Here is a 22051-nt window from a genome sequence, read left to right as displayed (position 1 = left end):
CCCACGTCCCGGCGCGCGGGACGTGGGGAGAGCCTCGGGTGCCTCGGCGGGCTCAGCGGGAGTAGATCGACTCGACCTCGGCGCCGAACTCCTTGAGGACGACGTTGCGCTTCAGCTTGAGGCTGGGGGTCAGCATCCCGTTGTCCTCGGTGAAGTCGGTCGTCAGCACCCGGTACTTCTTGATCGCCTCGGCCTGGGAGACCGCCTTGTTGGCCTCGGCCACCGCCGCGTCGAGCTCGGCCCGCACGTCGGCGTCGTCGACCAGGGCGTCGAGCCCGGTGTCGGCCGGCTTCCCCTTGGACTCCAGCCACAGGGGCAGTGCCTCCTGGTCGAGGGTGATCAGCGCGCCGATGAAGGGGCGCTGATCACCGACGACGATGCACTGGCTGACCAGCCGGTGCGCGCGCAGCCGGTCCTCCAGGACGGCCGGGGCGACGTTCTTGCCGCCGGCGGTCACCAGGATCTCCTTCTTCCGACCGGTGATCTTGACGAAGCCGTCGGCGTCGATCTCGCCGATGTCGCCGGAGTGGAACCAGCCGTCGGCGTCGATGGCCTCCGCCGTGGCCTGCTCGTTCTTCCAGTAGCCGCGCATGACGACGCCGCCGCGGATGAGGATCTCGCCGTCGTCGGCGATGGCGAACGCGACGCCCGGGAGGGGCCGGCCGACGGTGCCGATCCGCAGCGCGTCGTCGTGGTTCACCGAGGCGGCGGCGGTGGTCTCGGTGAGGCCGTAGCCCTCGTAGACGGTCACGCCGACACCGCGGAAGAAGTGCCCGAGCCGCTCGCCCAGCGGGGCCCCGCCGGAGATCGCACCCAGGCAGCGGCCGCCGAGCGCGGCCCGCAGCTTGCCGTAGACCAGCTTGTCGAACAGCGCGTGCTGGGCCCGCAGCGCCAGCCCGGGGCCGCCGGTGTCCTGGGCGCGGGACCAGTCGATCGCCACCTGCGCGGCCCGGTCGAAGATCTTGCCCTTGCCGGCGGCCTCGGCCTTGGCCTTCGACTGGTTGAAGACCTTCTCGAACACGCGCGGGACGGCGAGTACGAACGTCGGCCGGAACGCGCCGAGGTCCTCGACGAGGTTCGTGACGTCGGGCGTGTGCCCGATGACCGTGCGGGTCTTCACCGCGCCGACCTGCATGACCCGGGCCAGCACGTGCGCGAGCGGGATGAACAGCAGCAGCGAGCCCTGCACGTTCATGAACCGGTCGAGCAGGCTCATGCCGTTGCCGATCTCGAACAGGAAGTTGCCGTGCGTGAGCTCGCAGCCCTTGGGCCGGCCCGTCGTCCCGCTGGTGTAGATCAGCGTGGCGAGGCTGTCCGCGCGCAGCGTGGCCCGGCGGGCGTCCAGCTCGCTGTCGGGGACCTCGGCGCCGGCCGCGGTCAGCGTGCCCAGGGCGTCGTCGTCGATGACGTAGACCGGGCCCAGGGCGGATGCCTGGTCGCGCACGGAGTCGACCGCCGCCGCGTGCTCGGCCTTCTCGACGATCATGGCGGTGGCGCCGGAGTCGGCGAGGATCCACGCCACCTGGTCGGGGCTCGAGGTCTCGTAGACGGGGACGACGACGGCGCCCGCGGTCCAGATGGCGAAGTCGACGACGGTCCACTCGTAGCGGGTCTTGGCCTGCAGGGCGACCCGGTCGCCGGCCTGGACGCCGGCGGCGATCAGGCCCTTGGCCACGCCGCGGACCTGCTCGCCGAACTCCCGCCAGGTGACGTCCTCCCAGCGGCCGGCCCGCTGGATGCGCAGGCCGACCTCGTCGCCGTGTTCGGCGACGTTCTCGGCCAGCATGTCGGGCAGGGCCTCGTCCGGGCCCACCTCGGTCGTCGCGGGGACACTGAACTCGCGCACGCCTGGTCCTCTCTGCCGCACCGCACCCCGGGCACCGTCGCCCGGTCGGCCCCGGTGGGGCGTCCGGCCTGCAAATCTAGTCGGTGACGCCTACCCGTGAGTAGCCGAGGCGGTCTCGGGCACGGCAGCGGGCACCCGAGCGGTTAGCCTGCTCCGCATGGCCGACCAGTCCACCCAGTCGATCGTCGTCGACGCCCCCGCTGCCGACGTGATGGCGGTCATCGCCGACTTCGACGCCTACCCCACCTGGGTCGCGGCGGCCAAGCGGGTGGAGGTCCTCGAGACGGGGCCCGACGGCCGAGCCCGGCAGGTCCACTTCGTGCTCGACGCCGGGGCGGTCAAGGACGACTACGTCCTGGACTACACCTGGGAGGGTGACCGCCGCGTGTCCTGGCGGCTGGTGAAGGGGCAGATGCAGAAGCGCCAGGAGGGCTCCTACACGCTGGCCGAGACCGACGGGCGCACCGAGGTCACGTACGCCATCACGATCGACCTCTCGATCCCCATGCTCGGGATGATCAAGCGCAAGGCGGAGAAGGTCATCCTCGACACCGCGCTCAAGGAGCTCAAGAAGCGCGTCGAGGGCTGACCCGGCGTGGCCACCGTGCTCGTCACCGGCCCCGGCGGGTCCGGCTCCTCCACGGTGTCGGCGGCCCTGGCCGTCCGCGCCGCGCGGGCCGGCCGGAGCACCGTGCTGCTGTCCCGCCGGCCGGGACCGGTGGGGGACGTTGACGGGCTGCGCGTGGTGACCGCCGACCCGCAGCGGTCCTTCGAGGGGCTGTGGGGGTCGGTCGGCCCGGTGCTCTCCGCCGCACTCCCCGACGTGCCGGTGCCGCCGTCCTCGTCGGTCGTGGCCCCGCCCGGCGCGGCCGACGTGGCGCTGCTCGCCGAGCTGGCCGGTGCCCTGTCCGACGGCGGGACCGACGTGGTGGTGGTCGACGCCGGGCCGCTGGAGTCCGCGCTCACCCTGCTCGCCCTCCCGGCGGGCCTGCGCTGGTGGCTGGGCCAGGTGCTGCCGACCCGGCTGCGGATGCTGGGCGCGGTGCGCACCGCCGCCGTGCGCACCGGCGCCGTCCGTCCCGGCCCCGTGGACGCCGCCCTCGCCGCGGTCCCCGCGGTCGAGGAGCTGCTCTCCCGGGTGGACCTCGCCGACCCGCGCGCCACCGAGCTGCGGCTGGTCGTCCAGCCGCGGGAGGCCGCCGTCGCCGCCGTCCGCGAGGCGCTGCCGGTCCTGGCCCTGCACGGTCAGCGCCCCACGGTGGTGCACACCCGGGTCCTGCCCGAGGGCGGCGGCCCGTGGTGGGAGGCGCGCCTGGCCGAGCAGGAGCGCTGCCTGGCCGACCTCGCCGACCTCGCCCCCGTGGCGCCGGTCCCGGAACGGGCCGGCGCGCCCGCCGGGGCCGAGGAGCTCGCCGCCCTGCTCGCCGCCGACGCCGTGCCGGCCGGGGCGTCGCTCGCGGTCCCCGCGCCGGTCCGGGTCCCCGGCGGCTGGCGGCTGACCGTCCCGCTGCCCTTCGCGCGGCGCGGCGCCCTGGAGCTCACCCGCTGGGACGACGACCTCGTCGTCACCGTGGCCGGAGCCCGCCGGTCGCTGCGGCTGGACCCGCTGCTGCGCCGCTGCGTCGTGACCGGCGGGTCGCTGGCCGACGCGGGGACCGCGGCGGCGCGGCTGGAGGTCGACTTCGCACCCGATCCGCAGCAGTGGCCGGCGGACCTGCTGGCCGCCGAGGGGAGCACGGCATGAGCCCGGGGAACGACTGGCTGGACCAGGCACGGCGGCTGGCCGCCGGGCTGGGGGAGTCGCTGGCGAGCGCGGCACCGGCCGCCCGCGGGGACGACCCCGGCGGTCCCGGGGCGCAGCCGGGGCACGGCACCGACTGCCGCTGGTGCCCGTTGTGCCAGGCCGCGGCCGTCCTGCGCGGCGAGCGGCCGGAGGTGACCGCGGCGCTGGCCGACGCGCTCGTCGCCGCGGCCGCGGCCCTGCGGGCGCTCGCCGCGGAGCCGGCCGGTCCGGCCCGGGACCCCCCTGGCGGTGGACCCCCGGCCGGGGCGCCGCCGGCCGGGGAGCCGCCGGCCGAGGAGCCGCCGGCCGGCACGGCGTCCGCCCGGGGATCGTCCGCCGGGGGGCCGGCGGCCCCGCAGCGCGCGGAGGGCCCCGCCGCGGCGGTGGTGCAGCGCATCGAGATCGCCTGAGGTGGGCCCGCCCGCCGTCGGCGTGGACATCGGCGGCACCAAGGTCGCCGGTGGGCTGGTCACCGCCGAGGGGACCGTCGTCGCCACGGCCCGGCGGGCCACCCCCGGCGGATCGCCGGCCGAGGCCGAGGCCGCGATCGTCGCCGTCGTCGAGGAGCTGACCGGGCGAGCCGGCGCGCCGCCGGTCGGAGTCGGGGTGGGCGCGGCCGGCTGGTTCGACCGGTCCGGGGACACGGTGCTGTTCAGCCCGCACCTGGCCTGGCGGAACACGGCGCTGCGCCGTGACCTGGCCCGGCGGCTGCCCCTGCCGCTGTGGGTGGGCAACGACGCCGACGCGGCGGCCTGGGCGGAGTACCGCTTCGGTGCGGCGCGGGGAGCCCGGCTGGCGCTGATGATCACGCTGGGCACCGGCATCGGGGGCGGGATGGTGCTCGACGGCCGGCTGCAGCGGGGCGCCCACGGGGTGGCGGGGGAGTGGGGCCACATGCGCGTCGTCCCCGAGGGGCGGCTGTGCGCGTGCGGCAACCGCGGGTGCTGGGAGCAGTACGCCAGCGGCACCGCCCTCGCCCGGACCGCGCGGGAGGTCGCGCGCAGCTCACCGGCGGCCGCCGCCGGCCTGCTCGAGCGGGCCGGAGGCCGGGCCGACGTGCTCACCGGCGAGGACGTCGCCGAGGCCGCCGGGGCGGGGGACCCGCTGGCGCAGGAGCTCATCACCGACGTGGGCCACTGGCTCGGCCAGGGCATCGCCGACCTCGCCGCCGTCCTGGACCCCGACGTCGTCGTCATCGGCGGCGGCGTCGGCGTGCTCGGCGAGGCGGTCCTGGCCCCGGCGCGGGAGCGCCTCGAGCGGGCGCTGCCGGGCCGGGGGTTCCGCCCGGGCCCGCAGGTGGTCGCCGCCGTGCTCGGCGCCCGCGCCGGCCTGGTCGGGGCCGCCGACCTCGCGCGTCGGGCGGCGGGCGCCTGATCGGACCTCCCGCTAGACGACGGCCCCGTCGTCCCCGTCGTCGACGGATCGCTCGCGCATGCGGGACACCAGCATGAACACGCCGCCCAGGACGGCCGCGACGCCCAGCACCAGGCCGATGTCGATGGTCAGCCCGACCGCGCCCGGCGCCACGATGAGCAGCGCGCCCGCGGCGATGAGCAGGCCGGCGTACAGCGAGTTCGGCGACGGCACGCCCACCGGGGGTGGGGGCGGGGGCTCGAAGTGCTCCTCGGGCCGGTCGAGCACCGGGATCTCGTGCGGTGCCGGCGGCGGTGCGTCGGCGGGCTCGCGGTCGACCACGGCCCGGCCGTTCTCCGCCTCGTAGGCCGAGACGATCCGCGCCCACTCGGCGTCCTCGTCGACCTCGCCGCGGGCGGCCCGCGGAGCCGTGCGCTCCGGGGCGTGCTCGTCGCCGTGCTGCTCGACGAGGTCGCGACCCTCGCCCACCCGTGCCCGGTCGACGAAGAGCCGGTCGCTGGGCGGGCTGGGCAGGAAGACGGTGCGGGTGTAGGGGCCGACGTCGGTGGCCGGCTCCAGGTACGCGGCGATGCCGGCCTCCCGCAGGACGTCGAGCAGGTGCTCGCCGACCCGCGGGTCGACATCGCGCAGCGGCGACCACAGCGTGGCGTCCAGGCCGTTGTCCCGGCGGCCGCGGCGGGGCGTGGTCACGTCTGCGCCCCGGACGCCGGTACCCGCTCGCGGATCCACGCGACGGACCGCTCGAAGATCATCGGCGCGTCGTTGTCGAGGGTGGCCACGTGGTAGCTGTCCTCCAGCAGCACCTCGGTGGTGTCGGCGCTGCCCACCCCGGCCAGCAGAACCCGTACGGAGGCCGGCTCGACGACGTGGTCGGTGACGCTGCGGAAGACCAGCAGCGGGGCGCTCACGCGGGCGAGGTCGGCGCGGGTGGCCGTCCAGAGCCGGCGCAGGCCGAGCACGGCGCGCGTCGGCAGCTTGGGGTAGGCGCGCTCGTCGACCCCGGGCTTCTTGACGTCGTTCGCGATCGCCTTCCAGCTCGGGGTCAGCCGCGCCAGCACGGGCAGCAGCTTGGCGTCCAGTCGCTCGGTGAGCAGCGAGGGGTTGACCAGGACGAGCGCGGCGACGTCGTCCGGGCGCAGCTCGGCCAGGCGGATCGCCAGCGTGCCGCCCATGGACAGGCCCGCGACGACCACCCGGTCGCACTCGGCCCGCAGCTCGTCGAGGGCGCCGGACACCGCGGCGACCCAGTCCTGCTCGGTGGAGAGGTTGCAGTCCTGCCAGCGGGTGCCGTGTCCGGGCAACAGGGGCGCGCGGACGGCGAAGCCCTCGGCCGCCAGGTGCTCACCCCACGGCCGCATGCTGAACGGGGACCCGGTGAACCCGTGGACGAGCAGGACGCCGGTGCCCGCGCCGCCGGGCCCGCCGGGGAAGGCGAACGGCTCGGCGCCGGCCACGACGGTCGCTGCGCCGGGCGGCGGCGGGGTGGGGGGCACGGGTCTCCTCGGCGTGCAGTGGCCGTGCCGTCGGGCCGGCGTGTCGTGAAACGGAGGCGGGCGGATTGTCGTTCACCCGCGCGGCTCCCTAGTCTGACAGTTCCCGAGGGAGGCGTGTTGTTCTACTGGTTCCTCAAGTTCGTGGCGATCGGGCCCTGGGTCACGCTCGTCTGCCGGCCCCGGGCCGAGGGCGTGGACAACGTGCCGCGCTCGGGTGCGGCCATCCTCGCGAGCAACCACCTCGCGGCCGCGGACTGGATCTTCATGCCGCTGCAGCTGCGCCGCCGCGTCACCTTCCTCGCCAAGCAGGAGTACTTCACCGGCCGCGGGGTGAAGGGCTTCCTGCAGCGCGCCTTCTTCTCGGGGGCCGGTCAGGTGCCGATCGACCGGTCCAGCGCCTCGGCCGCCGAGGACGCGATCCGCACGGGGGCCCGGATCCTGCACGACGGCCGGCTGCTGGGCATCTACCCGGAGGGCACCCGCTCGCCGGACGGCCGGCTCTACCGCGGCAAGATCGGGGTGGCGCGGATGGCGCTGGAGGTGGGCGTCCCCGTCGTCCCCGTGGCCATGACGTACGAGCCCCGCCGGATCCCGCTCGTCGGCCGGTACCTCCCGAAGGTCTGCGTGCGGTTCGGGCGTCCCCTGGACTTCTCCCGCTACGAGGGCCTCGCCGGCGACCGCTTCGTCGAGCGCTCGATCACCGACGAGATCATGTACGAGGTCATGACCCTCTCGGGCCAGGAGTACGTCGACGTGTACGGCGCCCAGGTGAAGAAGTCGATGAACTCCGGCGGGGTGAGCGCCTCCGAGGCGGTCCGTCGTCTGCAGCCCCCGGCGAGCGAGGCCGGCGACCGGGCGCCGGAGGCGCTGGCCGGTTGAGACCCGGCCAGGGGTCGGGCCGGGGCCCGGTCAGGGCCCGGGCTGCGGCCCGGCGGGTCGGGGGGCGAGGAGCCCGTCCAGCAGGTCGCGGAGCAGGTCGACCAGATCGGCCCGCGCCAGGGTGGGCTGCCGCACCCACTGGCCCACCAGGTCCTCGGTGAAGGCGAACCACGCCCGGACCAGCTGCCGGCGGTGCTCGTCGTCGGGGACGTCCAGAGCGGCGAGGGTGACGTCGACCAGCTGCTCGCGGGTCTCCTCGTAGACCTCGGCCACCCACGGGTCGCCGGCCGCGGCGCCCCGCACGAACGACAGGTGGGCCTCGCGGTAGGTCTCCACCCAGGAGACGTAGCGCTCGAGCATCCCGGCGGCCTGCCCCCGGCCCGGCGGCCCCGTGCGGGGCGCCAGGTGCTCGAGCAGGACGTCGGCCGCCGCGCGGGTGACGGCGGTGTAGTAGTCGCGCTTGCTGGCGAAGTAGTGGAACAGCAGGCTGCGGCTGATCCCCGCCCGGCGGGCCACCTCGTCGATGGTCAGCTCCTGCACCGGGGTGGTGGGCAGCAGCTCCAGGCCGATCGCGACCAGCTGGGCCCGGCGGTCGCCGGCCGACCGGCGCCGGGAGCGCCCGGGTGCGGCGGGAGCCACGGTCAGGTGGCGACCCGGTCGCGGGCCCCGGCGAGCAGCCGGTCGAGGGCGTCGACGACGAGCCGGGTCCGTTCCTGCAGCAGCATGTGCCCGGTGCGCGGCTCGACGTGCAGCGCCGCTCCGGGAAGGGCCTCGGCCAGCTGCCGGCTGTGCCGCACCGGGGTCAGCTTGTCGTTGTCGCCCACGAGGACCTCGACCGGCACCCGCGAGAGCGCGGCCAGCTCGGTGCGCTTGTCGTGCCCGCCCAGCGCCGGGTAGAAGGCGGCGAAGGCGCGCACGGTCGAGGCGTGCATGATCTCCGCGCCCGCGCGGACCATCTCCTCGGTCGCGTCGGCGCCGTACAGCAGGTCCCGGACGAACCTGCGGTGCTGCCGGCTCGACGGCGGGGCCAGCCGCCGCAGGCCCTCGACGAGACGGGCCCCGCCGATCGCGGCCGTCACCAGGCCCGGGGTGAGGCGGCGGAGCGCCTTCTCCGCCGCGGTCGCGGGTTCGGGGGCGAGGTCACCGGCGGAGGTGGAGACGAGCAGGGCACCACCGACGTGCTCGCCGAACAGCTCGGGACGGGCCGCCGCCAGGCACATGATCGTCATGCCACCCATGGAGTGGCCCCCGAGCACGACGGGGCCGCGGGGCGCGAGCCGGTCGAGCACGCACCCCATGTCCGATCCGAGGCGGTCGATCGTCACCGCGGCGGGGTCCGCGTCGCCGGGTGCCCACGTCGAGCGTCCGTGACCCCGCTGGTCGTAGCGGACCAGCCGCAGCTCACCGGCGGCGACGCGGGGGACCAGCAGGCCGACCGGGTCGTCCCAGGAGGCCTGCGACAGCGTCCAGCCGTGGGCGAGGACGAGGGTGACCGGCGCGTCGTCCGAGCCGTCGACGGTGGCGTGCAGCAGCGCGCCGTCGTCGGTGGGGACGGCGGCCGTGCGCCGCTCGCGGGTCGGCCCGCTCGCCGGGGTCCGCGCGGTCACGCCGCCACCTCCGGGGAGCGCCGGGCGTCGGCCGGGGTGCCCACGTAGTTCTCCCGGTCCAGCCGGCGGGTCATCCGCCGGAAGCGGAAGGTGAAGTCGGGCCACAGGGTGGTGTTGTGCCCGTGCCGGTCCAGGTACCAGGAGGCGCACCCGCCGGCCAGCCACACGGTGCCGGTCGACCTGCGGGCGATCAGGTCGCGGTAGGCGCGCTGCGCCTGCGGCGTGGTCTCCAGCACCGCCAGGCCCTCGGCGGCCATCGTCTGCAGCGCGTCGTCGACGTAGGCCACCTGCGACTCGATCATGTAGACCATCGACGTGTGGCCCACGCCCACGTTCGGGCCGACCAGCAGGAACAGGTTCGGGAAGCCGGCCACGGTGGTGCTGCGGTTGCTCACCATGCCGTCGGCCCAGACCTCGGCCAGCGTGCGCCCGTCGCGGCCGGCGATCCGCTCGGCGATGGCCGGCGGCGTCACGGAGAAGCCGGTGGCCAGGACGATGGTGTCGGTACGCCGTTCCAGCCCGTCGCGGGTGACGACGGAGTGCGGCCGGACCTCGGCGATGCCGGCGGTCACCAGCTCGGCGTTGGGCGCGGCGACCGCGGGGTAGTAGTCGTTGCTGATCAGGATCCGCTTGCAGCCGATGGTGTAGTCCGGCGTCAGCGCCGCGCGCAGCTTCGGGTCGCGCACCTGGCGGGCGAGGTGGGCCCTCGCCACCCTCCCCACGGGCCTCAGGAGGCGCCGGTTCTTGGCCATGCCCACGACCAGCAGCTCGCGGACCAGGTAGAGGACGGCGCGGACCAGCTTCTGGAAGCCCGGCACCCAGCGGTAGAGGCGCTGCACCCACGGCTTCACCGGGTGGTCGGTGCGCGGCACGACCCACGGAGCCGTGCGCTGGTACACCGCCAGGCTCTCCACCGTCGGCTGGATGGCCGGCACGATCTGGACGGCCGAGGCGCCGGTGCCGATCACGGCGACGCGCTCGCCGGTCAGGTCGTGGCCGGCGTCCCAGCGGGCCGAGTGCATGACGGTGCCGGCGAACGAGTCCAGCCCGGGGATGTCGGGGTAGGTGGGGTCGGCCAGCGCGCCGGCCGCCGAGACCAGGACGGTGGCCCGGAACTCCCCGGCGGTCGTGCTGACCACCCACTGGCGGGCGGTGTCGTCCCAGCGCGCCGCGGTCACCTCGGCACCGAACACGCACTTCTCCCGCACGCCGTAGCGGTCGGCGACGGCCTGCAGGTACGCCTGGATCTCCGGCTGCTCGGAGTAGGACCGCGGCCAGTCCGGGTTCGGGGCGAAGGAGAACGAGTAGAGGTTGGACTGCACGTCGCACGCAGCACCGGGGTAGTGGTTGTCGCGCCAGGTGCCGCCGACGTCGTCGGCCCGCTCGAGCAGCACGACGTCCTCCTCGCCGCGGCGGCGCAGCGCGATGGCCATCCCCAGCCCGGCGAAGCCGGTGCCGATGATCGCCACCCGCACGGTCCGTCCGGCGGGCCGGCCCGGGCCGGCGGCGGTCGCGGGACCGGTCTCGATCGTGCTGGTCACCCTCTGGCACTCCCTCGCGTCGTCGGGGCCGCATCCGTGGGCTGCCCGGCTTGCTGAGCAACGATCAGCAAGCTACAACGGCTCTTGAGCAGTGCTCAACACGAGTGCGCCGAGCCCCGGAGGCCACCGATGGCGCTTCTGTCCCGCACCCGCACCCCTCTCGCCGGTGCGAGCGTGCTGATCACCGGCGCGGCCCGCGGCATCGGCGCCGCGCTGGCGCGCAAGGCCGCGGCCCGCGGCGCCCGGGTGGCGCTGGCGGGGCTGGAGCCGGAGCTGCTGGCAGAGGTGGCCGCCGAGCTCGGACCCGAGCACCTGTGGGTCGAGTGCGACGTCACCGATCCCGCCGCCCTGGCCACCGCGGTGGAGCGGGTGGTCGACACCTTCGGGGGGCTCGACGTCGTCGTCGCCAACGCCGGCATCGCGCCGCTCACCACCGTGATGACCAGCTCGGCGCACGCGCTGGCGCGCACCATCGAGGTCAACCTGGTCGGCACGATGCTGACCGCCCACGCCGCGCTGCCCCACGTGGCCGAGCGCCGGGGTCACGTGCTGCTGGTCAGCTCGGCCGCCGCCTTCACCGTGCTGCCGGGGATGAGCGCGTACTGCGCGTCCAAGGCCGGGGTGGAGCGCTTCGGCGACGCCCTGCGGCTGGAGGTCGCCCACCGCGGGGTGACCGTCGCCAGCGCCCACCCGACCTGGATCGACACCGACCTGGTCCGCGACACCGAGGCGGCGCTGCCCACGTTCGCCGAGACGCGAAGGCGGCTCCCCGGCCCGCTGGGGGCCTACACCTCGGTCGAGGAGTGCGCCCGGGCGCTGGTGGACAACATGGAGACCCGCGGCCGCCGCGTGTTCGTGCCGCGATCGGTCGGGACCGTGGCCGCCCTGCGCCAGGTGGTCACCGGCGCACTCGCCGAGCGGCTCATGACCCGGATCGCCGCGACCGCGGTGCCGCAGCTGGAGCGCGACATCGAGGCGCTGCGCGGGCAGGAGTTCGGGCGCTCGTCGGTCGCGAACCAGCGCCGGCCGGACTGACGCGCCCCGGGCCGGACGGCCCTGCCGGCCCGCGCGAGGACGCCGGTCGACGGCGCCCTGTCACGACGCGCCCGGACGTCCCCCGTCGTCGCGGGCGGACGGCCGCAGCGGTGGTGCCGGACCGCCGGCCCGTGCCAGCCTCGAAGGGCTCGGCCGCGAGGTGACGCACATCGAGGCACCGCGATCGTGTCGACCGGACGGCCGGATCCCACCGTCGTCTGGAGGCCCCCATGCCCTACACCTTCGACCGCATCGACCCGTCGCGGACGGCCATGATCGTCGTCGACATGCAGAACGACTTCGTCGCCGAAGGGGCCGCGCTGCAGTCGAAGCAGGCCCTGGCCATGGCCGACGAGCTCGCGCAGACCCTCACGTTCTGCCGGGAGCACGGGATCAAGGTCATCTACACGGCCCACGTGCACCGGGAGGACGGCTCGGACATGGGTCTGTACGACGACCTCTACCCACCGATCGAGCAGCGGGCCGCCCTGGTGGACGGGACGGCCGGCAGCGAGATCTTCCCCGCGCTCACCCCGGCGCCCGGTGAGCACGTGATCAAGAAGCACCGGTACAGCGGGTTCTTCGCCACGGATCTCGACCTGATCCTCCGCGAGTGGGGCATCGACTCGGTCGTGATCTCGGGGACGACGACGGAGAACTGCTGCCACGCCACCGCGCGCGACGCCATGTTCCACAACTACAAGGTGGCCTTCCTCTCCGACGCCACGGGGACCTTCGACTACCCCGACGTCGGGTGGGGATCCATGCCCGCCGACGACGTGCACCGGGCGACCCTGACCGTCCTCGCGTTCTCCACGGCCCACGTGATGACCGCCGACGAGTTCCGCCGGCTGGTGGCGGTGCCCGCGGCCGGGTGACCCGGGGCCTTGCGGCGCGAGGCGGCGGGGGTCAGCCCGTCCAGTTTCCGGCGCGGCCGACCGCGTCGCGCCAGCGGTCGTGCCGCCCGTCGTCGCGGCGGCCGGGCTCCGGCTCGAAACGGCGGTCCAGGGCCCAGGTGGCGGCCAGCTCGTGCTGGCCGCCCCAGACGCCGGTGCCCAGGCCCGCCAGGAACGCCGCGCCCAGAGCGGTGGTCTCGGTGACCCGCGGGCGGCGGACCGGCACCGCGAGCTGGTCGGCCTGCAGCTGCAGGAGCAGGTCGTTGGCGCTGGCGCCGCCGTCGGCCGACAGCTCGGGCACCTCGAGACCGGCCTCGGAGACCATCACGTCGACCACGTCGCGCACCTCGAACGCGATCGCCTCCAGCGTGGCGCGGGCCAGGTGCGCCCGCGTGGTGCCGCGGGTCACCCCGACGATCGCCCCGCGGGCGTGCGGGTCCCAGTGCGGGGCCCCCAGGCCGGTCAGCGCCGGCACGAAGACCAGGTCCCCGGAGTCGGGCACCGTGCGGGCCAGGCCCTCGATCTCGGCGGCGGAGTCGATCAGGCCCAGCCCGTCGCGCAGCCACTGCACGGCCGCGCCGGTGACGAAGATGGAGCCCTCCAGCGCGTACACCAGCCCGTCGCCGACGTCCCACGCCACCGTGGTGAGCAGCCCGGCGCCCGACCGCACCGGCGTCGTCCCGGTGTTGGTCAGCACGAAGGAGCCGGTGCCGTAGGTGCACTTCGAGTCGCCGGGGGAGTAGCAGGCCTGGCCGAAGAGCGCGGCCTGCTGGTCGCCGGCGATGCCGGCGACGGGCAGCTCCAGGCCGAGGAAGGCGTCGGGGTCGGTCGTGCCGACCACCCCGGAGCTCGGCACCAGCTCGGGCAGTGCCGCCCGCGGGACGTCGAACAGCTCGCACAGCTCGTCGGACCAGTCGCCGGCGGCGAGGTCGTAGAGCAGGGTGCGGCTGGCGTTGCTCGGGTCGGTGACGTGCGCGGCGCCGCCGGTGAGCCGGTGCACCAGGTAGGAGTCGACCGTGCCCAGCACCAGCGACCCGTCGCGGACGCCGTCCCACAGCCGCGGTTCCTCCGCGGCCAGCCAGCAGTACTTGGTCCCGGTGAAGTAGGGGTCCAGCCGCAGTCCGGTGAGCTCGGCGACCCGGGGCTCGTGGCCGGCCTCGCGCAGCCGGTCGCAGATCCCGGTGGTCCGCCGGTCCTGCCAGACGATCGCTGGCCGCGGCGACCGCCCGGTGCGCCCCTCCCAGACGACGGCGGTCTCCCGCTGGTCGGTGATCCCGATGCAGGTGGGCCGCTGCGCGCTCCCGGCCAGCGCCTCGCGGCAGGCGGCCAGCGTCGCCGTCCAGATGTCGTCGGGCTCGTGCTCGACCCACCCGGGGCGGGGGAACAGCTGCGCGAACTCGCGGTAGCCGCGGGAGAGGACGCCGCCGTCCTCGCTCACGACCAGCGCGGTCACCCCGGTCGTCCCTGCGTCGATGGCGAGAACCGGCATGCCGGCGAACCTATCGGCGGGCTCCGGGGGCCGCAGGGCCTGCACACGACAGCAGACCGGCCGTGCCGGAGGATCGAGCGGTGGCCACCGGTATCGAGCACGTCCGCCCACCCGGCCCGACCGGCACGGTTCCCCGCGGCCAGGCCGTGGTCCGGGAGGGTCGGGGGGAGCCGGAGCCGCCGCGCGACGTCCGGGGCGGGGGCGGTTGAGCGTGCGGCGGTACTTCTACGACACGGAGTTCATCGAGGACGGGACGACGATCGACCTCGTCTCCATCGGTGTCGTCGACGAGAGCGGGCGGGAGTTCTACGCGGTCAGCACCGAGTTCGACGACCGCAAGGCCATCCCCTGGGTGCGCCGCAACGTGCTCGACCAGCTGCCGCCGCCGTCGGACCGGGCCTGGCGCGACCGCCGGCGGATCCGCGACGACCTGCTCGCCTTCCTCACCGGCCCGGGCGAGGAGGTGGAGCTGTGGGCGTGGTTCGCCGCCTACGACCACGTCGCGCTCGCCCAGCTGTGGGGTCCGATGACCGCGCTGCCCCGGGCGGTCCCGCGGTTCACCCGGGAGCTGCGCCAGCGGTGGGACGACGCCGGTCAGCCCCCGCTGCCGCCGAAGCCGGCCGGCACGCACGACGCGCTCGTGGACGCCCGGTACAACCTGCAGCGGTGGCGGGCGATCGAGGCCGGACGCCGGTGAGCCGCCCGCCGCAGCAGGGGCCGGCCGGACGGGGCAGCCGGTGACGCGCCCCGCCGACGACGCCGCCGAGGTGCTGCGCGAGGTCACGGCCGCCGCGGCCCGCGAGCACGGCCTGTCGCCGGACCTGCTGGACGGCTACGCCGCGGCGCTCCTGGCGGTGGCGCGCAGCGGCCAGGGGATGACGGGCGCCCAGAGGGACGCGTGCCGCGCGCTGGGCGCCGGGGCGGCGGAGCAGGGGATCGCCCTGCCGGTGGTCGTCGACCTCTACATGACCGCGTCGCGGATGCTCTGGCCCCGGCTGCCCGGGCTCGTCGCCGGTGCCGGCCGCCGGTCGCTGACGACCACGGAGGTGGTCCGGATCGGCGAGCTCGTGTGGCGGGCGGCCGACACGGCGCTGGCGGCGCTCGCCTCCGGGCACCTGGACAGCCAGCGCGACGTCGTCCGCCGGGAGGAGGCGTTCCGGCGCGAGTTCGTCGACGACCTGCTGAGCGGGCGGGCGGAGATCGGCTCCCTCGTCGACCGGGCGGAGCGCTTCGGCCTGTCGCTCGCCGCTCCCCACCTCGTCGCCGTCACCGCCGCGTCGGGCCCGGTCGACTCCGGGATGCCGAACTCCGCGCTGATCGAGCAGGACCTGCGGCGCGGCCTCGGCGTGGGCGGTGTCCTCGTCGCTGCCGCGGCCGGGCAGCTGGTCTGCGTCCTCGCCGCCGACCCCCGGCGCACGCCCACCGAGGCCGACGCCGTCGCGCGCACGCTGGCGCAGATCACCGGCACGGCCGTCGCGCGCGCCACCCGGAGCCGCCGCTGGCGCACCGGCGTCGGCCGGGCCCACCCCGGCCCGCTCGGGGTCGTCCGTTCCTACCGGGAGGCGACCGACGCGCTGGACGTCGCCCGGCGGCTGGACCTGCCCGACCCGGTCGCCCTCGCCCGGGACCTGCTCGTCTACCGGGTCCTGATGCGGGACGAGTCGGCGATCGCCGACCTGGTGGACACCGTCCTGGGCCCCCTCGTCGGGGTGCGCGGCGGCGCAGAGCCGCTGCTCGCGGCGCTCGAGGCCTACTTCGCCGCGGGAGGGAACGCCACGGAGGCGGCCCGCCGGCTGCACCTCAGCGTCCGCGCGCTCACCTACCGCCTGCAGCGGGTGCACCAGCTCACCGGGTACCGGGCAGCCGACCCGGCGGCGCACCTGACGCTGTCCGTGGCGGTGACGGGGGCGCGGCTGCTCGACTGGCCCTCGCCGGACCTGCGCCCGGTCTGACTGCCGGGCGTCGGCAGCCCGTGCCCGGGCAACTCGTCCTCCGCGCGCCCCGGCCGGGAGCCGCGCCCGTCCCTAGCGTCGGGCGCATGACCCGACCCTCGCTGCCGTCGACCGGAACGTCCCCCGGCCCCGTCGAGGAGGCCGGGTCCCCGGACCGGCCGGTGGGCGAGGAGCTCGTGGGCGTCCAGATCAGGCGGACCGACGGGCGCCCCGTCGTCCACGTGCGGGGCAGCCTCGACGCGTCGGGCGGCCCGCTCCTCGAGGCCGTCGTCGACCACGTGACCGGCACGGACGGCACCCCGGTGCTGGTGGACCTGTCGGCCGTGGAGCACGTCGACACCCACGGCCTGCGGCCCGCTCTCGGGCGCGGGGTGGCGATCGTGTCGGCGTCGGGGCCGGTGCGCCGACTGCTCCACGCGCTCGGGACCCCGGCCCGCCGGGCGGGGATCCCCCTCCCCGCCGGCCGCCGCCGCCGCCGGCGGCCGAACAGGGCGCCCCTGAGGTGAACGGGCCCGACCCCCGGGGCCGTGCCGGGCGTGCCGAGCGGCGACCGCACCCTGGTGCGGCCGCCGACCGGACGCGGGCCCGGCTCGTCCGGAGGGTCGGGCGGACGTGGCTCGCCGTCGTCGTGGGCTGCGCCTCCCTCGGTGCGCTCGAGATCGGCCGCGCCGGGCTGTTCAGCCTGCTGCCCGTCGGCGCGGTCCTGCCCGCCGTGGTGGCGGCGATGGCGCACGGGGGCTTCCCGGCCCGGCCCGGCGCCTGGCGGGTGGTCGGGTTCTCCGCGCTGGGTGGGGTGCTCGGCCTGCACGCGCTGGTGGGGACGTCGGCCTTCGGGGCGGCCGCTCCGGTCCTGGCCTCGGCGCTGGTGCTGACCGGTGCGGCGCTGGGCGTCGAGCGGCTCTCGCGGGACGACGGTCAGGTGTCCGACGAGCGGCTGCACGACGCGGTCCGGCGCGCCACGGACGACGAGCTGCTGGAGGCGTGGGTCCGCACCGCGGCGGAGCTGCGGGCGGGCGCGGACCCGCGGGCGTGCGCGGCGGTGGTCCGGCACCGCGCGGCCCTGCTGGACGAGCTGCTGCGCCGCGCCGGCCGGGACCACCGGCACGAGCGCGCCTCGCGCGGCGGAGCCCCCGACGACCCGTTCGCGACCGGCTCCCGCGCCTGACGGGGGACCGGAGCCGGGGGCGGCGGCCGATCGCGCGGCCGGGGAGCCGCCCAGGACCACCCAGGACCGCCCTGCGTGCGGCATCATGACGCCGACTCGCCCCCCGACCGGCCCGGATCACCCGGAGGCAGCGCATGCGGATCGGCATCCTGACCGGGGGCGGTGACTGCCCGGGGCTCAACGCGGTCATCCGCGCCGTCGTCCGCAAGGGGGTCGGCGGGCACGGCGACGAGGTCGTCGGGTTCCGCGACGGCTGGCGCGGCGTGCTGGAGGGGGACGCCGTCCCGCTCGACCTCGCCGCCGTCCGCGGCCTGCTGCCCCGCGGCGGGACGGTGCTGGGCACCTCGCGGACGAACCCGTACGCCCTCGAGGACGGCGAGCAGCGGATGCGCGACTGCCTCGAGCGCCTGGGCATCGAGGCCCTGGTGCCCATCGGCGGCGAGGACACCCTCGGCGTCGCGGCCCGCCTGTCCGGCACCGGCCTCCAGGTCGTCGGCGTGCCCAAGACGATCGACAACGACCTGGAGGGCACCGACTACACCTTCGGCTTCGACACCGCCGTCGGCGTGGCGATGGAGGCGATCGACCGGCTGCACACCACCGGCGACAGCCACCACCGCACCCTCGTCGTGGAGGTCATGGGCCGGCACGCGGGCTGGATCGCACTGCACGCGGGGATGGCCGGAGGGGCGACGGTCGTCCTGGTGCCCGAGCGCCCCTTCGACCTCGACGCCGTGGTGGGCCACTGCCGGCGGCGGTTCGACTCCGGGTACTCGCCGATCGTCGTCGTCTCCGAGGGCGCCCGGCCGGCGGACGGCGACCTGGTCACCTCCACCGGGGAGACCGACGCCTTCGGGCACGTCCGGCTCGGCGGGATCGGCGCAGCCCTGGCCGCGGTCATCGAGGAGCGCACCGGCCGCGAGGCCCGCGCGGTCGTGCTCGGACACGTGCAGCGCGGCGGCACCCCGTCGCAGTTCGACCGCGTGCTGGCCACCCGGTTCGGGCTGGCCGCGCTCGACGCCGTGCACGACGGCGCCTCCGGGGTCATGGTCGCGCTGCGTGGCACCGACATCGTGCGGGTGCCGATCGACGAGGCGACCGCACGGCTGAAGCTGGTGCCCCTGGAGCGGTACGCCGAGGCGGAGGTCTTCTTCGGCTGACGGTCCCGGCGCGGGGCCCCCGGCGCGGGCGGTGCGCGCGTGCGAGCGCCGGGGGACGCCGAGGTCGGTCCACGTATCCTGGGGACCGTGACCCTGACCGAACCTGCTGAGCTGGTCCCCGACCTGGACCGGTGGCGGGAGCTGCCCGCCGCCCAGCAGCCCGAGTGGCCCGACCGCGGCGCCCTCGACGCCGTCCTGGACACCTTGTCGACCGTGCCCCCCATCGTGGCGCCCAGCGAGGTCGACACCCTGCGGGCCCAGCTGGCCGAGGTGGCCCAGGGGCGGGCCTTCCTGCTGCAGGGCGGCGACTGCGCGGAGACCTTCGACCTCAACACCGAGCCGCACCTGCAGAGCACGACGCGCACGCTGCTGCAGATGGCCGTCGTCCTCACCTACGGTGCCAGCGTCCCGGTGGTCAAGGTGGGCCGGGTGGCCGGTCAGTACGCCAAGCCGCGGTCGTCCAACCTCGACGCGCTGGGCCTGCCGTCCTACCGCGGCGACATGGTGAACTCCCTGGAGCCGGTGCTGGACAAGCGCATCCCGGACCCGAACCGGCTGGTGCGCGCCTACGCCAACTCGGCGGCGGCGATGAACATGATCCGCGCCTACGCCCGCGGCGGTCTGGCCGACCTGCACGCCGTGCACGACTGGAACAAGGACTTCGTCGCGAACTCCCCGGCCGGCGTCCGGTACGAGGTCATCGCCCGCGAGATCGATCGGGCGCTGGCCTTCATGAAGGCGTGCGGCATCGACTCCGACGCGCTGCGCGGGGTCGAGCTGTACAACAGCCACGAGGGCCTGATCCTCGACTACGAGCGGGCGCTGCTGCGGGTGCACGACGGCCGCGCCTACGCGGCCAGCGCGCACTTCGTCTGGATCGGCGAGCGGACCCGCCAGATGGACGGCGCCCACGTCGAGTTCTTCTCCAGGATCGCCAACCCGATCGGCGTGAAGATCGGCCCGACGACGACGCCCGAGCAGGCCGTCGACCTCGTCGAGCGGCTCGACCCCGACGGCATCCCCGGCCGGCTCACCCTGATCAGCCGGATGGGCAACGGCAAGGTCCGCGACGTGCTGCCGCCCATCGTGGAGAAGGTCACCGCCAGCGGGCACTCCGTCGTCTGGCAGTGCGACCCGATGCACGGCAACACCCACGAGTCCTCGACCGGGTACAAGACCCGGCACTTCGACCGGGTGGTCGACGAGGTCCTCGGGTTCTTCGACGTGCACCGGGCGCTGGGCACCTGGCCCGGCGGCATCCACGTCGAGCTCACCGGCGAGGACGTCACCGAGTGCCTCGGCGGAGCCATGGAGATCAGCGACGAGGACCTCAACAGCCGGTACGAGACCGCCTGCGACCCGCGGCTGAACACCGGCCAGTCGCTGGAGCTCGCGTTCCTCGTCGCCGAGATGCTGCGCGGCTGAGGGTGGCCGGCCCGCTCGTCGACCTCCGCTCGGACACCGTCACCCGGCCGACGCCCGGCATGCGCCGGGCCATGGCCGAGGCCGAGGTCGGCGACGACGTCTACGGCGAGGACCCGTCGGTCCGTGCCCTCGAGGAGCGGACCGCCGCCCTCATGGGTCACGAGGCGGCGCTGTTCGTCCCCTCCGGGACCATGGGCAACCAGATCGGCATGCGCCTGGTCTGCGAGCCGGGCCAGGAGGTCCTCTGCGACGCCGACGCCCACGTCGTCACCTACGAGATGGGGGCCGCGGCGGCCGTGTTCGGCATCTCCACCCGCACCGTGGTCTCGGGGGCCGGGGGGCGGACCGGACGGCTGGACGCCGCGCAGCTCGTCGAGCAGGTCCGGGGCCGGGACGACTGGCACCTGACCGCGACGGCGGCCATCGCGGTGGAGAACACGCACAACCGCGGCGGCGGCCTGGTGCAGCCCCTGGACCAGCTCGAGCAGCTGTTCGCCTGGTCGCGGGACCACGACGTCGCCGTCCACCTCGACGGGGCGCGGCTGTTCAACGCCTCGGCCGCCTCGGGGGTGCCGATGGCCGGCTACGGGCGGCTGGCCGACACGGCCTCGATCTGCCTGTCCAAGGGGCTGGGCGCGCCGGTCGGGTCGGTCCTGGTGGGCTCGGCCGAGCGGATCGCCGCCGGCCGGCTGTGGCGCAAGCGGCTCGGCGGCGGCATGCGCCAGGCCGGCGTCCTCGCCGCGGCGGGCCTGTACGCGCTGGACCACCACGTCGACCGGCTCGCCACCGATCACGAGCACGCGCGGCTGCTCGCCGAGCGGCTCGGCATCGACCCGGCCCGGGTGGAGACCAACATCGTCGCCGTGGAGGACGTCGCGGCGCCCGTGGTCGCCGAGGCGGCCAAGGCCGAGGGCGTCCTCGTCTCGCAGGTGGGCCCGCGGCGGCTGCGGCTGGTCACCCACCTCGACGTCGACCGCGACGCCGTGGAGCACGCCGCGAAGGTGGTCGCGGGGCTGATCGGCCGCTGACCGCTCGACCGTCCGGTGGTGTGCAGCGGTGGCGGGTCGTCGGCCCAGGACCCACGAGGCACGCACCTCACCGCGGCCGGGGTGACGCCACCGTCAGGACCGAGGCGCACACCGTCGGCGTGGACGAGGCTCCGGACCCGCGGCCGGGGATCGTCCTCTTCCCCGACCACCGCGTGGACGTCCCGGTGTGGCGCACGGAGGGAGGCCTCGGGCGCCGGGGCTGCTGTGCACACCTCCACGTCATCCGTCGCGCATGCGGTGGACGTCTGCACACCCGCTCCGGTCACGCGGAGGCCGGTGCCCGTGCTGCTCGCGGTCCTCGCAGACGGCGACGGGCCCGCACCCCTGTCGGGATGCGGGCCCGCAGCGGCCGGCCGGGGCCCGGTCAGCCGTTGCCGGTGGTCGGGTGGTCGATCTGGCCCGCGAGGTACAGCTGCTCGCCGATGGTGTCCATCAGGTGCAGCTGCGTCTCGAGGTAGTCGATGTGCTCCTCCTCGTTGGCGAGGATCTCCTCGAAGAGGTTCTTGCTGACCCGGTCGCCGACCTCGTCGCAGTACGCCGCGGCGGGCCGCAGCCGCTCGACGACCTCGAGCTCGATGGCCATGTCGGCCTCGAACTGCTCGCGCACGGTCTGCCCGATCCGCAGGGCGAGCAGCTTCTGGTAGTTCGGCAGGCCCTCGAGGAACAGGATGCGCTCGGTGATCCGCTCCGCGTGGACCATCTCCTCGATGGATTCCTTGCGGGTGTAGGCGGCGAGCTTGTTGTAGCCCCAGTTCTCCTGCATCTTGGCGTGCAGGAAGTACTGGTTGATCGCCGTCAGCTCGCTGGTGAGCTGCTCGTTGAGCATCTGGATGACGCGCGCATCGCCTTGCATGGGGTCCTCCCTGGGGTCCGGCTGCCACGAGGCTAGCCGGAGCCGTGGGGGTCCCACCTCTTCAGGTCACCCTTGCCATGGCTAGCCTCACCTGCGGTTTTGCCCCGGGGTCAGGCGGCTTCGGCAGCCGCGGCGAGACCGTGCAGGGGGTCCACCGCGCTGATCCGGTCGCAGATCCGGTCGAGGCAGCTGCCGCACCCGGTGCCCGCGCCGCACGCGTCGCCGACCTCCTCCTCGCTGCGCGCGCCCGCGGCGAGGACGCCGGTCAGCTCGACCTCGGTGACGGCGAAGCAGATGCAGACGAACACGGGCGCGCTCCAGGAGGTACGGCGGGAAGGCACGCCTAAGTTAGCCCAGCCTGCCCTGCGTGCCAAGGGTCACGGGTGGGTGAACTGCTCCGCCGCTGGATGCTCCTATCGACGTCAAGCGGCTGTGGTGAGTTGTTCGAAGTCGGCGAGCAGGGCGGTGTGGACTTCTCGGACGACGTAGCGCTTGAGGCAGCGC

23 protein-coding genes are annotated in these 22051 nt (G+C 75.4%); 14 read left to right on the top strand and 9 right to left on the bottom strand.

Annotated features, from left to right (window positions below; all coding sequences use genetic code 11):
* Positions 1–52: 52 nt before the first annotated feature.
* A complete protein-coding gene (locus ACK586_RS22005; RefSeq protein WP_409332651.1) occupies positions 53–1846 on the bottom strand; it encodes an AMP-dependent synthetase/ligase in 1794 nt (597 codons plus the stop codon).
* A gap of 157 nt (positions 1847–2003) precedes the next feature.
* On the opposite strand from ACK586_RS22005, the gene ACK586_RS22000 reads away from it, so the two are divergent.
* The 4 genes from ACK586_RS22000 to ACK586_RS21985 are packed head-to-tail and all read left to right on the top strand — an operon-like array spanning position 2004 to position 5003.
* A complete protein-coding gene (locus ACK586_RS22000) occupies positions 2004–2435 on the top strand; it encodes an SRPBCC family protein (protein ID WP_409332650.1) in 432 nt (143 codons plus the stop codon).
* Positions 2436–2441: 6 nt separating this feature from the next.
* The gene (locus tag ACK586_RS21995; protein ID WP_409332649.1) at positions 2442–3590 is read left to right on the top strand and encodes an ArsA family ATPase; all 1149 of its coding nucleotides are present in this window, start codon (positions 2442–2444) and stop codon (positions 3588–3590) included.
* Positions 3587–4039, top strand: a complete 453-nt coding sequence (locus ACK586_RS21990) for a hypothetical protein (RefSeq protein WP_409332648.1) — start codon at positions 3587–3589, stop codon at positions 4037–4039. The genes ACK586_RS21995 and ACK586_RS21990 overlap by 4 nt, the downstream gene beginning before the upstream one ends.
* Position 4040: 1 nt before the next feature.
* Entirely contained in the window at positions 4041–5003 is a 963-nt protein-coding gene (locus tag ACK586_RS21985; protein ID WP_409332647.1) for an ROK family protein, read from the top strand.
* Between the two features lie 12 nt (positions 5004–5015).
* Here the strand turns inward: ACK586_RS21985 and ACK586_RS21980 are convergent, their stop codons facing one another.
* Together ACK586_RS21980 and ACK586_RS21975 are read right to left on the bottom strand one after the other, a co-directional pair.
* On the bottom strand, positions 5016–5693 hold the full coding sequence (locus ACK586_RS21980) for a DUF308 domain-containing protein (protein ID WP_409332646.1): 678 nt from the start codon (positions 5691–5693) through the stop codon (positions 5016–5018).
* A complete protein-coding gene (locus ACK586_RS21975; protein WP_409332645.1) occupies positions 5690–6496 on the bottom strand; it encodes an alpha/beta hydrolase in 807 nt (268 codons plus the stop codon). The genes ACK586_RS21980 and ACK586_RS21975 overlap by 4 nt, the downstream gene beginning before the upstream one ends.
* Before the next feature lie 114 nt (positions 6497–6610).
* Between ACK586_RS21975 and ACK586_RS21970 the strand changes: the two genes are divergently transcribed.
* Positions 6611–7375, top strand: coding sequence for a lysophospholipid acyltransferase family protein (locus ACK586_RS21970; RefSeq protein WP_409332644.1), 765 nt, complete (start codon positions 6611–6613; stop codon positions 7373–7375).
* A 30-nt stretch (positions 7376–7405) separates the two neighbouring features.
* Here ACK586_RS21970 and ACK586_RS21965 read toward each other — a convergent pair whose 3' ends face one another.
* From ACK586_RS21965 to ACK586_RS21955, 3 genes are read right to left on the bottom strand one after another with little or no spacing between them, the layout of a single operon-like run.
* Positions 7406–8014, bottom strand: coding sequence for a TetR/AcrR family transcriptional regulator (locus tag ACK586_RS21965; protein ID WP_409332643.1), 609 nt, complete (start codon positions 8012–8014; stop codon positions 7406–7408).
* 2 nt (positions 8015–8016) lie between these two features.
* Positions 8017–8982 (bottom strand): alpha/beta fold hydrolase, encoded by a 966-nt coding sequence (locus tag ACK586_RS21960; protein ID WP_409332642.1) that lies wholly within the window; start codon positions 8980–8982, stop codon positions 8017–8019.
* On the bottom strand, positions 8979–10523 hold the full coding sequence (locus tag ACK586_RS21955) for a flavin-containing monooxygenase (protein WP_409332641.1): 1545 nt from the start codon (positions 10521–10523) through the stop codon (positions 8979–8981). The genes ACK586_RS21960 and ACK586_RS21955 overlap by 4 nt, the downstream gene beginning before the upstream one ends.
* 129 nt (positions 10524–10652) lie before the next feature.
* Between ACK586_RS21955 and ACK586_RS21950 the strand changes: the two genes are divergently transcribed.
* Both ACK586_RS21950 and ACK586_RS21945 read left to right on the top strand, forming a co-directional pair.
* On the top strand, positions 10653–11558 hold the full coding sequence (locus tag ACK586_RS21950) for a short-chain dehydrogenase/reductase (RefSeq protein WP_409332640.1): 906 nt from the start codon (positions 10653–10655) through the stop codon (positions 11556–11558).
* Between the two features lie 230 nt (positions 11559–11788).
* Positions 11789–12436 (top strand): cysteine hydrolase family protein, encoded by a 648-nt coding sequence (locus tag ACK586_RS21945; RefSeq protein ID WP_409332639.1) that lies wholly within the window; start codon positions 11789–11791, stop codon positions 12434–12436.
* A 31-nt stretch (positions 12437–12467) separates the two neighbouring features.
* On the opposite strand, the gene glpK is transcribed toward ACK586_RS21945, so the two are convergent.
* Positions 12468–13943 carry a glycerol kinase GlpK gene (gene glpK, locus ACK586_RS21940; protein ID WP_409332638.1) on the bottom strand — a complete coding sequence of 492 codons (1476 nt, stop codon included), beginning with the start codon at positions 13941–13943 and terminating at the stop codon, positions 12468–12470.
* Positions 13944–14154: 211 nt separating this feature from the next.
* Here glpK and ACK586_RS21935 point away from each other — a divergent pair, with 211 nt between their 5' ends.
* The 7 genes from ACK586_RS21935 to ACK586_RS21905 all read left to right on the top strand — a co-directional run bounded on the left by ACK586_RS21935 (position 14155) and on the right by ACK586_RS21905 (position 20673).
* Positions 14155–14640, top strand: coding sequence for a polyadenylate-specific 3'-exoribonuclease AS (locus ACK586_RS21935; protein WP_409332657.1), 486 nt, complete (start codon positions 14155–14157; stop codon positions 14638–14640).
* A gap of 40 nt (positions 14641–14680) precedes the next feature.
* Positions 14681–15895: a PucR family transcriptional regulator gene (locus tag ACK586_RS21930; RefSeq protein WP_409332637.1), complete on the top strand. Its 1215-nt coding sequence runs from the start codon at positions 14681–14683 to the stop codon at positions 15893–15895.
* An 86-nt stretch (positions 15896–15981) separates the two neighbouring features.
* Positions 15982–16401: an STAS domain-containing protein gene (locus tag ACK586_RS21925; RefSeq protein WP_409332636.1), complete on the top strand. Its 420-nt coding sequence runs from the start codon at positions 15982–15984 to the stop codon at positions 16399–16401.
* 122 nt (positions 16402–16523) lie between these two features.
* Positions 16524–17060, top strand: coding sequence for a hypothetical protein (locus ACK586_RS21920; RefSeq protein WP_409332635.1), 537 nt, complete (start codon positions 16524–16526; stop codon positions 17058–17060).
* 134 nt (positions 17061–17194) lie between these two features.
* Positions 17195–18220, top strand: a complete 1026-nt coding sequence (locus ACK586_RS21915; RefSeq protein WP_409332634.1) for a 6-phosphofructokinase — start codon at positions 17195–17197, stop codon at positions 18218–18220.
* Positions 18221–18307: 87 nt separating this feature from the next.
* Positions 18308–19645 carry a class II 3-deoxy-7-phosphoheptulonate synthase gene (locus tag ACK586_RS21910; RefSeq protein ID WP_409332633.1) on the top strand — a complete coding sequence of 446 codons (1338 nt, stop codon included), beginning with the start codon at positions 18308–18310 and terminating at the stop codon, positions 19643–19645.
* 2 nt (positions 19646–19647) lie between these two features.
* A complete protein-coding gene (locus ACK586_RS21905; RefSeq protein WP_409332632.1) occupies positions 19648–20673 on the top strand; it encodes a threonine aldolase family protein in 1026 nt (341 codons plus the stop codon).
* Between the two features lie 385 nt (positions 20674–21058).
* Here ACK586_RS21905 and bfr read toward each other — a convergent pair whose 3' ends face one another.
* Both bfr and ACK586_RS21895 read right to left on the bottom strand, forming a co-directional pair.
* Positions 21059–21547 carry a bacterioferritin gene (gene bfr, locus ACK586_RS21900; RefSeq protein ID WP_409332631.1) on the bottom strand — a complete coding sequence of 163 codons (489 nt, stop codon included), beginning with the start codon at positions 21545–21547 and terminating at the stop codon, positions 21059–21061.
* A gap of 110 nt (positions 21548–21657) precedes the next feature.
* Complete coding sequence (locus ACK586_RS21895) at positions 21658–21888, bottom strand: (2Fe-2S)-binding protein (RefSeq protein ID WP_409332630.1); 231 nt, start codon at positions 21886–21888, stop codon at positions 21658–21660.
* Positions 21889–22051: the final 163 nt, after the last annotated feature.

The organism is Trujillonella humicola (assembly GCF_046233715.1).
In the GTDB taxonomy this organism is placed as follows: Bacteria; Actinomycetota; Actinomycetes; order Mycobacteriales; family Geodermatophilaceae; genus Trujillonella; species Trujillonella humicola.
The sequence above is the reverse complement of the archived record's forward strand: the minus strand, read 5'-3'. Positions and strand labels throughout refer to the sequence as shown.